This is a genomic window from Actinoplanes sp. NPDC049548 (assembly GCF_040676695.1).
Lineage (GTDB): Bacteria > Actinomycetota > Actinomycetes > Mycobacteriales > Micromonosporaceae > Actinoplanes.
Genome location: NZ_JBFAPM010000001.1, coordinates 644,368 through 655,962, shown reverse-complemented (window position 1 = coordinate 655,962; position 11,595 = coordinate 644,368). Strand labels below are relative to the sequence as shown.

The window sequence follows — 11,595 nt, the reverse complement described above, 5'->3', positions numbered from 1 at the left end:
CTAGTTTTAGCACGTGGACTTTTCACTCAGCGACGAAGAGCGGGCGGTCCGCGACACCGCCCGCCAGTTCATCACCCGCGAGGTCATGCCGCTGGAGCAGGAGGCGCTGCGCCGCGAGCGCGCCCACCAGCCCGGCCTGGACCGCAGCGAACTGCGCGAGCTGCAGCTCAAGGCGAAGAAGTTCGGCTTCTGGGGCCTGTCGACCCCCGAGGAGTACGGCGGCATGGACCTGCCCGCGGTCATGCAGTCGCTGATCTGGACCGAGATCGGCCGCACCTTCGTCCAGTTCCGCTTCGGCGGCGAGGCGGACAACATCCTGTACTACGCCAACGACGAGCAGAAGAAGGAGTACCTGGTCCCGACCATCGAGGGCGAGCGGATCTCCTGCTTCGCGATCACCGAGCCAGGCGCCGGCTCGGACGCGGCGAACATCAAGCTCAGCGCCCGGCGCGAGGGCGACGACTGGGTCCTCAACGGTGAGAAGACGTTCATCACCAACGGCAACGACGCCGACTTCGTCATCGTGGTCGCGGTGACCGACCGGGAGAAGGGCGTACGCGGCGGCGGCACCACCGCGTTCCTCGTCGACCGCTCGATGGGCTGGCGCTCCGAGTTCATCCAGACGATGGGCGAGGGCGGACCGGCCGCGCTAGTCTTCGAGGACGTCCGGGTGCCGCACCGCAACGTCCTGGGCGAGGTCGGCCAGGGCTTCGAGCTGGGCATGCAGTGGATCGGCAAGGGCCGCTACCTGATCCCGTCGAACGCCCTGGGCATCGCGGAACGGGCGCTCGGCATGGCGATCGAGTACGCCAACACCCGCGAGACCTTCGGCCGCAAGATCGGCGACAACCAGGCGATCCAGTGGATGATCGCCGACTCCGAGGTGGAGCTCGAGGCGGCCCGCTGGCTCATCCTGCGCGCCGCCTGGACCGTCGACCAGGGCTGGGACCCCCGGCACGCGTCCTCGATGGCCAAGCTGTACGGCGCGACGATGGTCAACGACGTGGTGGACCGGGTCATGCAGATCCACGGCGGCATGGGCTACACGCGCGAGCTGCCGATCGAGCGCTGGTACCGGCAGGTCCGCCTGATGCGCATCTACGAGGGCACCGACGAGATGCAGCGCCTCATCATCTCCCGCGACCTCCTGCGCGGGTACACCAAGATCGGAGGGCACCTGGCTTGACATCTTCCCCTTCCTCAGGGAGGGGGATTCCCTTGGTCGCCCTTGGGTTTTCCTGCTTCAACGCCGACTGCCGCACCCGGGAGGACTCCCGTTGAGGTCTTACACCGGCTCCACAGGCCGACACCGCCAGACCGGCGGCCAGGATGTTGCGCGCCGCGTTGACGTCGCGGTCATGGTCGGTGCCGCATATTCGGTAGGTCCACGCCCGTACGTTGAGCGGCAACTTCTCCGTGATAGCGCCACACGCAGAGCACACCTTGGACGAGGGATACCAGCGGTCGATCACGACCAGGTCCCGGCCGTACCAGGCGGCTTTGTACTCCAGCATGGTGCGCAGGTCCCGCCAGCAGGCGTCGCTGATCGCGCGGGCCAGGCGGTGGTTCTTCACCATGTTGCGCACACTCAGGTCCTCGATCACGAGCGTTTGGTTGTCACGCACGAGTCGAGTCGTCAGCTTGTGCAGGTTGTCCCGACGGCGGTCGGCGATCCTGGCATGGATACGAGCGAGCCTGAGGCGGGCCTTTGCCCGGTTCTTCCTGTCCTTGCCCGTCTCCTTGCGCGCCAACTTCCTCTGAGCCTTCGCCAGACGCCTGCGGTCGGCCCGCTCGTGCCGTGGGTTGGCCACTTTTTCACCGGTGGACAGGGTGATCAGGTGGTCCAGGCCGAGGTCGATACCGACGGAGTTCTGGCTTGCAGCGAGGGCGTCGACGGAGTCCTCACACAGCAGAGACACGAACCAGCGGCCGGCACTGTCACGCGACACGGTCACCGTGGAGGGCGAAGCACCCTCGGCAAGGGGCCGGGACCAAACGATGTCGAGCGGCCCAGCCATTTTGGCCAGCGTAAGCTGGCCGTCCTTCCACCGGAACGCGGACGGAGTGAACTCCGCCGATGCCCGCGAGCGCTTCTTGCTCTTGAACCGTGGGTAGCGGGAGCGTTTGTTCCAAAATGCGGTGAACGCATCCTGCAGGTGCCGCAGCGTCTGTTGCAACGGCACGCAGGACACCTCGTTGAGGAACGCCAGTTCATCAGTCTTCTTCCACGCGGTCAGCGACGCCGAGGTGGCGTTGTAGCTGACCCGTTCCTGACGCTGACACCAGGCTTCGGTGCGTGCGGCGAGCGCCAGGTTGTAGACCTTGCGAACACACCCGAATGTCCGGTTCAGCAGGTCGGCCTGCTCCGTCGTCGGGTAGAAGCGGAACTTGAACGCCCGCTTCACCGTCCTGCCCACGGCGCGCAAACCAGCAAGCCGGTGGGCGCACTTCGCGGTGACACGCTGATTGACGGCAGTGGATCGGCTTTGCTGTACCACTCCGCAAAGGGATCCGCCCTCTCCCCCGACCCGAGCCCACGGGCAACCATGGAAGGACTCTGATGACCGTTCTGTCGTTGGCCACCATCCTTGCCGAAGCAGCACGAAAGTATCCGGACAAAATTGCGGTGGTCGACGGCACGGTCAGGACGACCTACCGGGATCTCTGGCAGCAGACCCTCTCCTACGCCGCCGGGCTGCAGCAGCTCGGCGTCGGCCCGGACGACACCGTCGCGGTGGCAGTTCCGAACCTCACCGACTTCCCGCGGGTCTACTACGGCGCGCTGGCTGCGGGGGCGCGCGTGGTGCCGGTGCACCTGCTGCTGACGCCCGACGAGATGGCGTACGTCCTGCGCGACAGCGGCACCGACGTGCTCGTGGCGCACTCCAGCCAGCTGCAGACCGCGGCGGCGGCCGCGCAGAAGGCGGGCGTGAAGCTGGTCAGTGTCGGACCGCTCCCGGCCGATCTGCCCGGCGCACCGCCGCGGCTGGAGGACGCCGCCGCCTCGGTCCCGGCGCTGCGGTCGTACGTGTCCCGCGAGGCCGAGGACGTCGCGGTCGTCTTCTACACCAGTGGGACCACCGGGGAGCCGAAGGGCGCCCTGCTCACCCACCTCAACCTGGTGATGAACGCGACCGTGAACGCGTTCGACGCCAACGAGATCCGCACCGACGACGTGGTGCTGGGCTGCCTGCCGCTGTTCCACACCTTCGGCCAGACCGTGGGCATGAACGGCACCTTCCGCTTCGGGGGGACGCTCGTGCTGCTGGCCCGGTTCTCCGGGGAGGCGGCGATCGACCTCATGGTCCGTGAGGGCGTGACGGTGTTTCACGGCGTACCGACGATGTACATCGCCCTGCTGGAGGCGGCCGCCAAGGCCGACAAGCTCCCTCAGCTCCGGGTCTGTGTCTCCGGCGGCGCATCGCTGCCGGTGGCCGTCCTGGAGAGGTTCAGCGAGACCTTCCACTCCACCATCTTCGAGGGGTACGGCCTGTCGGAGACCTCACCGACCGCCACCACGAACCAGCCGGCGTTCGGCACCCGGCCCGGCACCATCGGCCACCCGATCTGGGGTGTGGAGGTCGAGATCGCCCGCGCCGAGGTCGACGAGCGGATCGAGCTGCTGCCCACCGGCGAGCTGGGCGAGATCGTGATCCGCGGGCACAACGTCTTCGCCGGCTACCTGAACCGGCCCGAGGAGACGGCGCAGGCGCTGGTGGACGGCTGGTTCCGCAGCGGCGACCTGGGCACCAAGGACGCCGACGGCTTCATCACCATCGTCGACCGCAAGAAGGACCTGGTCATCCGCGGCGGCTTCAACGTCTATCCGCGGGAGGTCGAGGAGGTGCTGGCCCGGCATCCCGCCGTGGTGCAGGTGGCGGTGATCGGCGTGCCGGACGAGGTGCACGGCGAGGAGATCTGTGCGGTGGTGGTCCCGGACCAGGCGGGCGTCACCGAGGCCGACCTCATCGAGTGGTCGAAGGAGCGGCTGGGCCGGCACAAGTACCCGCGGCAGGTCCGGATCGTGGAGGAGCTGCCGATGGGACCCAGCTTCAAGGTGCTCAAGCGGGAACTACGCCGGACGATCGGCGGCCAGTAGCGCGGGCAGCTCCGCCACGATCGGCTCGTCGGCGGGCAGCCACGGCACGCTGTCGAGCTCGTCGACGGCGAGCCAGCGCATCGCCGTGTGTTCCAGGGCCCGCGGCACGTCGCCGTCCAGCAGCGTCACCGCGAAGACGCGCAGGACGGCGCGGCCGTGGGCCAGCGGCACGTCCGGCCCGACCCGGGGGCCCACCTCCACGCGTACGCCGAGCTCCTCGACGCACTCGCGCGCCAGCGCCTCGGCATCGGTCTCCCCCGGCTCCACCTTGCCGCCGGGAAACTCCCAGCGCCCGGCGACCTCCGGCGGCGCGGACCGCTCGCAGGCCAGCACCCGGCCGGCCATGACGATCACGGCGGCGACAATCACTCTGGGTGATGACAGGCCGCTGACGTGCTGTCCAAGGGGCATGAACCAAGAGCGTGCCATAAAACTTGACCGATCAGGTTGAGCGATGCGTCCCGATCGTCACGAGAACACGGATATGTGGGCGTGGACATCGTTGACAGCGGAGACAAGACTGTGGGCACCGACCATGACGACATGGCGACAGTTTGGCCACAAGCCGGCAACGACGCCAGGGAGGTGCGGCCATGCGGGGCAGGAAACTACGGGGTACCCGCCCCGACTACCTCAGCGACGCGCTCGCGGTGCTGGGTGGCTGGACGCAGGACGGCGTGCAGCTCAAGCGCGTGCTCGCCTGCGACGACAGCCAGCACGCCGCGCTGACGGAGCGGATCAAGGTCGCGGCCGACACGCTGCGCCTGCGCCCGCGGATCCAGCGCGCGAACGGTCACACGCAGATCCTGCTCGGCGCGTCGGACGGCGGCGCCATCACCGACGGTGAGGTCACCCTGGCTGCCCGGATCGAGGACGCCTACCGCACAGTGGTGGGACCTCAGTAATCTTGGCGCCATGACGGCTCCGGTGTACGACAGCAAGGGTCAGTACCAGCAGGTCGTGTCCGGCCTCCTCGAGGGTGAGCAGGTCATCGCGGTCTACGACGCGGTCGGCGTCGGCACCGGCTTCATCGGCCTGACGGACCGCCGGGTGATCATCCAGGACAAGTCGTTCGTCGGCAAGCGCTTCGCGATCACCAGCATCCCGTATTCGAAGATCAGCAGCGTGAGCGTGGTCAGCAACAAGAGCTGGGCGGGGCAGTACTTCTCCACCGGCACCATCGCCATCACGGTCGGCCAGCACGTCTACGAGATCGAGTTCCGCGGCTCCGAGAAGACCCACCACGTGCACAACGTGATCCTGCACTACGCGTCCTGACGCCCGCTTCACCCCAAGGTGCGCAGCCCCTCCCGGGGCGGCGCACCTTTTGTCGTCATAGACAAAAGTCCATACGGCACATCGAAAAGTATGGACACCTGATCCAGAAGTGCTTAACGTTTCTTCACCGTTACGCCGCCATTACAGGACGGACCGCTATGTCTCCAATACATAGATGCATGTCCAGGTCTCGATCGATAGCCGCGGTGGCGGTGCTGGTGGCGGGCCTGCTCGTCGCCGTCGCCGGCCCCGCGGAAGCCCACGACATCAACCCCGACGACTACCAGCAGGTGACCCTCGCCAAGGGCGTCGACGAGGTCGGCGAGCCGATGGCGCTCGCCGTGCTCCCCGACCGGTCCGTCCTGCACACCGCCCGCAACGGGACCCTGCGCCGCACCGACGCCAACGGCACCACCACCGTCATCGGCACGATCGCCGTCTACAGCCACGACGAAGAAGGCCTGCAGGGCGTCGGCGTCGACCCGGGCTTCAGCACCAACCGGCAGATCTACCTGTACTACGCGCCGCCGCTCTCGACCCCCACCGGCGACGCCCCCACCAGCGGGACGACCTGGGGAAGCTGGCAGGGCGTCAACCGGCTGTCGCGCTACACGCTGAACGCCGACTTCACCCTCAACACCGGCAGCAAGGTCGACGTGCTCGACGTGCCGGCCGACCGCGGCCTCTGCTGCCACGTCGGCGGCGACATCGACTTCGACGCGGCGGGCAACCTCTACCTCTCCACCGGCGACGACTCCAACCCGTTCGACTCCGCCGGATACTCGCCGCTCGACGAGCGCACCGACCGCAACCCCGGCTACGACGCTCAGCGCAGCGCCGGCAACACCAACGACCTCCGGGGCAAGGTGCTGCGGATCAAGGTGAACGCCAACGGCACGTACTCGATCCCGAGCGGGAACCTCTTCGCGCCGGGCATCGCGAGGACCCGGCCCGAGATCTACGCCATGGGCTTCCGCAACCCGTTCCGGATGAGCGTCGACAAGGCGACCGGCGTCGTCTACCTCGGCGACTACGGACCGGACGCGGGCGCCACCGACCCCAACCGCGGGCCGGGCGGGCAGGTGGAGTTCAACCGGATCACCACCCCCGGCAACTACGGGTGGCCGTACTGCACCGGCTCGAACACGAGCACCGAGACGTACAACGAGTGGAACTTCACGACCAACAGCACCGGACCCAAGTACGACTGCGCCGGCGGGCCGACGAACAACTCGTTCCGCAACACCGGGCAGGCCAAGCTGCCCCCGGCCCGCCCCGCCTGGATCAAGTACGGCGGCGACAGCGGCACCCCGCCCGAGTTCGGCAGCGGCTCGGAGTCCCCGATGGGCGGCCCGGTCTACCACTTCGACGCCGGCCTGAACTCGCCCACGAAGTTCCCGGCCGACCTCGACGGCCACTTCTTCGCCGGTGAGCTCGGCCGCGGCTGGATCAAGCCCATCCACGTCAACGCCGACGGCTCGCGCGGCGAGATCTCCGCGTTCCCCTGGGCCGGCAAGCAGGTCATGGACATGGCGTTCGGGCCGGAAGGCTCGCTCTACGTCCTCGACTACGGCACCGGCTACTTCAACGGCGACGCCAACTCGGCGCTCTACCGCTTCGACTACCTGGCCGGCTCCAACCGGGCGCCGACCGCCGTCGCGAGCGCCAACCGTGCGTCCGGGCAGGCGCCACTGTCGGTGACCTTCTCCTCGGCCGGTTCGTCCGATCCGGAGCACGGGGCGCTGACGTACTCGTGGGCCTTCGGCGACGGCACCACCTCGACGGCGGCCAACCCGACGAAGACGTACACGACGAACGGCAAGTACACGGCGACCCTGACGGTCCGGGACACCGAAGGCCTGACCGGCACGGCGAGCGTCGCCATCACGGTCGGCAACACCGCCCCGACGGTCCGGATCAACAACCCGCCCAACGGCTCGCTCTTCTCGTACGGCGACACGGTCCCCTTCTCGATCACGGTCACCGACCCCGAGGACACGGCGATCGACTGCACCAGGGTCACGATGACGTACGTCCTGGGCCACGACAGCCACGGCCACCAGATCACGTCGCAGAACGGCTGCACCGGCTCGATCACCATCCCCGTCGACGGTGAGCACGACTCGGCGGCGAACATCTTCGCGGTCTTCGACGCCGAGTACACCGACGCCGGCGGCCTGACCACGCACACCCAGCACACCCTGCAGCCGCGGCACCGCCAGGCCGAGCACTACAAGGCCTCCTCCGGCGTCGACCCGATCACCAAGACGCAGGCCGAGGGCGGCAAGACTGTCGGCAACATCGACAACGGGGACTGGGTGTCGTTCGAGCCGTACCGGCTGGACAAGGCGACCTCGTTCAGCGCCCGGGTCTCCTCCGGCGGCGCGGGCGGCACGCTGCAGCTGCGGACCGGCTCGCCCACCGGCACGGTGCTCGGTTCCGCCATGGTTCCGGTGACCGGCGGCTGGGAGACCTTCACGACCGTGAGCGGGACGATCAGCGGCGCCCCGGCGGCGAGCGGCACGCTCTACCTGATGTTCTCCGGCGGCACGGGCGCACTGTTCGACGTGGACGCGTTCACGCTGAGCAGCCCCGGCCCGATCCGGGGCCTGGCCGGCAAGTGCCTCGACGTGGCGGGCGCCGCCACCGCCGACGGCACCAAGATCCAGCTCTACACCTGCAACACGTCCGCGGCGCAGACCTGGACGGTCAGCCCGAACAGCACGATCAAGGCGCTCGGCAAGTGCCTCGACGTGGCCGGCGGCAACACCGCCAACGGTACGAAGGTGCAGCTCTACACCTGCAACACCAGCGCCGCCCAGACGTGGTCGGCCCAGCCCGACGGCACGATCCGCAACCCGCAGTCGGGGCGCTGCCTCGACGTGTCCGAGAACAGTTCCGCCGACGGCCGGCAGATCCACATCTGGGACTGCATCGCCGGCGCGGCCAACCAGAAGTGGGTGCTGCCATGATCGGAAAGTTGCTCGCCGCTCTGCTGCTGACACCCGCGCCGGCGGCGGTCGCGGACGACCCGTACGACGTGCTGGTCTTCTCCCGGACGGCCGGCTTCCGGCACGACTCGATCGCGGCGGGCACCCAGGCCATCCGCGACCTGGGGGCCCAGAACGGCTTCTCGGTCACCGCGACCGAGGACCCGGCGGTCTTCACCACGGCCGGGCTGGCCGGCTACGAGGCCGTGGTCTTCCTGAACACCACCGGGGACGTCCTGAACACCACCGAGCAGACCGCCTTCGAGAGCTACATCCGCGGTGGCGGCGGGTACGTGGGCGTGCACGCCGCCGCCGACACCGAGTACGACTGGCCCTTCTACGGCGAGCTGGTCGGCGCCTGGTTCGCCTCGCACCCCGCGATCCAGCCGGCCACCGTCGTGGTCGAGGACCGCGCGCACGCGGCGACCGCGCACCTTCCGCAGCGCTGGAACCGTACGGACGAGTGGTACAACTACCGCACCAACCCCCGCTCGAGCGCGCACGTGCTGGCCAGCCTGGACGAGAGCACGTACACCGGCGGCGGCATGGGCGCCGACCACCCGCACGCCTGGTGCAAGACGCTCTCCTCCGGCCGCTCCTTCTACACCGGCGGCGGGCACACCCAGGAGTCGTACGCCGACCCCGCCTTCCGGGCACACCTGCTCGGCGGCATCCGCTACGCGGCCCGGCAGAGCAATGCCGACTGCCGCCCCGAGGTCGGCTACACCGCGCTCTACAACGGCGCGACGACCGGCTGGTCCCAGGCGGGCCCCGGCGGCTTCACCAACACCGACGCGACCCTCACCTCCACCGGCGGCATGGGCCTGTACTGGTACAGCGCCAAGCAGTTCACCAACTACTCGCTCAAGCTCGACTGGAAGCTCGCCGGCGACGACAACTCCGGGGTCTTCATCGGCTTCCCGCCCTCGACCGACCCGTGGTCGGCGGTGAACAACGGCTACGAGGTACAGATCGACGCCACCGACGCGGCCGACCGCACCACCGGCGCGGTCTACACGTTCAAGTCGGCCGACATCGCCGCCCGGGACGCGGCGCTGAACCCGCCCGGCGAGTGGAACACCTACGAGCTGCTGGTGGAGGGCGAGCACCTGCAGGTGTTCCTCAACGGCACGAAGATCAACGACTTCACCGACACCGACCCGGCCCGCTCGCTCGCCGGCCACATCGGGCTGCAGAACCACGGCGACGGCGACGACGCCTCGTTCCGCAACGTCCGGATCAAGGAGCTCGGCGGTGACCCGCCGCCGGCCGTGCGCACCGGTCCGGTCCGCGGCCTGGCCGGCAAGTGCCTCGACGTGGCGGGCGCCGCCACCGCCGACGGCACCAAGATCCAGCTCTACACCTGTAACACGTCCGCGGCGCAGAGCTGGACCGTCACCCCCGGCAGCACGATCAAGGCGCTCGGCAAGTGCCTCGACGTGGCCGGGGGCGCGCGGACCAACGGTACGAAGGTGCAGCTCTACACCTGCAACACCACCGGAGCGCAGACCTGGTCGGCCCAGCCCGACGGCACGATCCGCAACCCGCAGTCGGGGCGCTGCCTCGACGTGTCGGAGAACAGTTCCGCCGACGGCCAGCAGATCCACATCTGGGACTGCATCGCCGGCGCCGCCAACCAGAAGTGGGTGCTGCCCTAGGGGTTGGGCTTGAGCACGCGGGTGGGCAGCGGCGTCTCGGTCACCGAGCCGTCCGCTGCCCGCTTCAGCTCGTAGCCCAGTGCGCCCTCCTTGTCGGCCACCACCTCGGCGAGCCGGGTGCCGCGGTAGACCAGCCCGGCGCCGTCGTCGGTCGCGTACCCGTCGGGCAGGGTGCCGTCGCCGATCAGCTCGTGCATCTTCGGCCGGCGCTGCTCCTCGGCGTCGTAGTGCACCCCGTTGCTGTACGGCAGCCAGCCCAGCCCGTCGGTGAACCCGCGCAGCTCCAGCCCGAAGCTGTCGGTGCTGCCGCCCACGTGCCAGCAGATCGAGCCGGCCGAGACCCCGCCCAGCACGACGCCGGCCTGCCACGCCTCGTACAGGATCTCGTCGAGGCCGTGCACCCGCCAGACCGCGCAGAGGTTCGCGACGCTGCCGCCGTTGACCCAGATGACGTCCTGGTCCAGCAGGTGCGCGCGGACGTCGTCGTGGTTGGGCATCGGGAACAGCTGCAGGTGCGAGGTGCGGTACTCGGTACGGGCGAACGCGGCGTACGTCGCGCCGATCCAGTTCTCCGGATCGCCGACGGCCTGGTGCAGGAAGCAGACCTTCGCGGTCGGCCCGGCGTCGGCGAGCTCCGCCGCGAAATGGTGGATCGGTCCGGGGCGCAGGTCGAAGATGCCGTACTTGCCGCGCTCGAAGCCGGCGCTGGTGGCGAGGATGGTGGGTTCGTCGGCCGTCATCGCGCCATCATGGCGCACGCGTCCGCGGTGTCCAGAACGAGGTCCGCGGCTTGGTCCAGCGCCTCGGCGAGATGCACCGGATCGCCGTCGACACAGGCGAACGCCGCGTCGACCCGCTGCCGGAAGCGCTCGGGCGCACCGGGCAACGCCGCCGCCGCGGCCACCGCACCTTTCTCGTTGATCAGCCAGCGCCCGGCGGCCGCGTGCAACGCGTGGGCGCAGACCCCGGTGACCCGGAAGAGGCAGCCGGCGATGTAGCTCGCATCGCCGCGGGACACGGCCTTGCGGGCCACCCCGACGAGAAAGTCCGCCTCCCACAGTCCGGCGATCAGCGCGTCGCGCAGCGCGGGCGGATAGGTCCCCGCGCGCTCGTGCAGCAAGGCCAGCTCCCCTGACGGGTCGGCCAGGAGCACACCGAGGGCCACTTCCCCGGCGTACGCGAAATCCGGAACGCCGAGAGGATGACCGGCCTGCACGTGGAAGGAGTAGCGCCCCTGCCGGGCGTCGTCCACGGCGCGGGTGACCCGGTCGAGGTCGCGGTAGATCCAGTCCACGGCGGCGCCGTCGACAGTGAGCCACCCGCCGCCGTCCACCCACGGTCCCCACCCGCCGGGCGCGGTGACGCTCGCCGCGGGACCGCCGACGTCCCGTGCCAGGGCGGTCAGCGCCTCGACGTCCAGCGGCGGCCGGTAGTAGAGCCCGAGGTCGGTGTCCGAGTCGGGCGTGTGGGTGCCGCGGGCCCGGCTGCCGCCCAGCAGCACGCCGACGATCCCCGGCACGGCCACCAGGCGCGCCGCCAGCTCGTGCAGTCGCGCATCACTCACGGACAC

Annotated in this window: 10 protein-coding genes; 6 read left to right on the top strand and 4 right to left on the bottom strand. The window is 69.4% G+C overall.

The window, feature by feature from the left end:
* Positions 1-13 precede the first annotated feature (13 nt).
* Positions 14-1,186: an acyl-CoA dehydrogenase family protein gene (locus AB0J80_RS03110; protein WP_364699681.1), complete on the top strand. Its 1,173-nt coding sequence runs from the start codon at positions 14-16 to the stop codon at positions 1,184-1,186.
* Here the strand turns inward: AB0J80_RS03110 and AB0J80_RS03105 are convergent.
* A complete protein-coding gene (locus AB0J80_RS03105; protein ID WP_364699678.1) occupies positions 1,131-2,417 on the bottom strand; it encodes an RNA-guided endonuclease TnpB family protein in 1,287 nt (428 codons plus the stop codon). The two genes, AB0J80_RS03110 and AB0J80_RS03105, sit on opposite strands and share 56 nt — an antisense overlap.
* Before the next feature lie 143 nt (positions 2,418-2,560).
* Here AB0J80_RS03105 and AB0J80_RS03100 point away from each other — a divergent pair, with 143 nt between their 5' ends.
* Complete coding sequence (locus AB0J80_RS03100; protein ID WP_364699675.1) at positions 2,561-4,099, top strand: long-chain fatty acid--CoA ligase; 1,539 nt, start codon at positions 2,561-2,563, stop codon at positions 4,097-4,099.
* On the opposite strand, the gene AB0J80_RS03095 is transcribed toward AB0J80_RS03100, so the two are convergent.
* On the bottom strand, positions 4,073-4,510 hold the full coding sequence (locus AB0J80_RS03095; protein WP_364699673.1) for a (deoxy)nucleoside triphosphate pyrophosphohydrolase: 438 nt from the start codon (positions 4,508-4,510) through the stop codon (positions 4,073-4,075). The two genes, AB0J80_RS03100 and AB0J80_RS03095, sit on opposite strands and share 27 nt — an antisense overlap.
* Before the next feature lie 182 nt (positions 4,511-4,692).
* Here AB0J80_RS03095 and AB0J80_RS03090 point away from each other — a divergent pair, with 182 nt between their 5' ends.
* The 4 genes from AB0J80_RS03090 (at position 4,693) to AB0J80_RS03075 (ending at position 10,025) form a co-directional block, all read left to right on the top strand.
* Positions 4,693-5,004 (top strand): pterin dehydratase, encoded by a 312-nt coding sequence (locus tag AB0J80_RS03090; RefSeq protein WP_364699671.1) that lies wholly within the window; start codon positions 4,693-4,695, stop codon positions 5,002-5,004.
* Between the two features lie 10 nt (positions 5,005-5,014).
* Positions 5,015-5,377, top strand: coding sequence for a PH domain-containing protein (locus AB0J80_RS03085; RefSeq protein WP_364699668.1), 363 nt, complete (start codon positions 5,015-5,017; stop codon positions 5,375-5,377).
* 179 nt (positions 5,378-5,556) lie between these two features.
* Complete coding sequence (locus AB0J80_RS03080; protein WP_364699665.1) at positions 5,557-8,349, top strand: PQQ-dependent sugar dehydrogenase; 2,793 nt, start codon at positions 5,557-5,559, stop codon at positions 8,347-8,349.
* The gene (locus AB0J80_RS03075; RefSeq protein ID WP_364699662.1) at positions 8,346-10,025 is read left to right on the top strand and encodes a ThuA domain-containing protein; all 1,680 of its coding nucleotides are present in this window, start codon (positions 8,346-8,348) and stop codon (positions 10,023-10,025) included. The genes AB0J80_RS03080 and AB0J80_RS03075 overlap by 4 nt, the downstream gene beginning before the upstream one ends.
* Here the strand turns inward: AB0J80_RS03075 and AB0J80_RS03070 are convergent.
* Positions 10,022-10,765 carry a peptidase E gene (locus AB0J80_RS03070; protein WP_364699659.1) on the bottom strand — a complete coding sequence of 248 codons (744 nt, stop codon included), beginning with the start codon at positions 10,763-10,765 and terminating at the stop codon, positions 10,022-10,024. The genes AB0J80_RS03075 and AB0J80_RS03070 overlap by 4 nt on opposite strands.
* A complete protein-coding gene (locus tag AB0J80_RS03065) occupies positions 10,762-11,589 on the bottom strand; it encodes a nucleotidyltransferase domain-containing protein (protein ID WP_364699657.1) in 828 nt (275 codons plus the stop codon). Before AB0J80_RS03065 ends, AB0J80_RS03070 begins: the two co-directional genes overlap by 4 nt.
* Between the last annotated feature and the right edge of the window lie 6 nt (positions 11,590-11,595).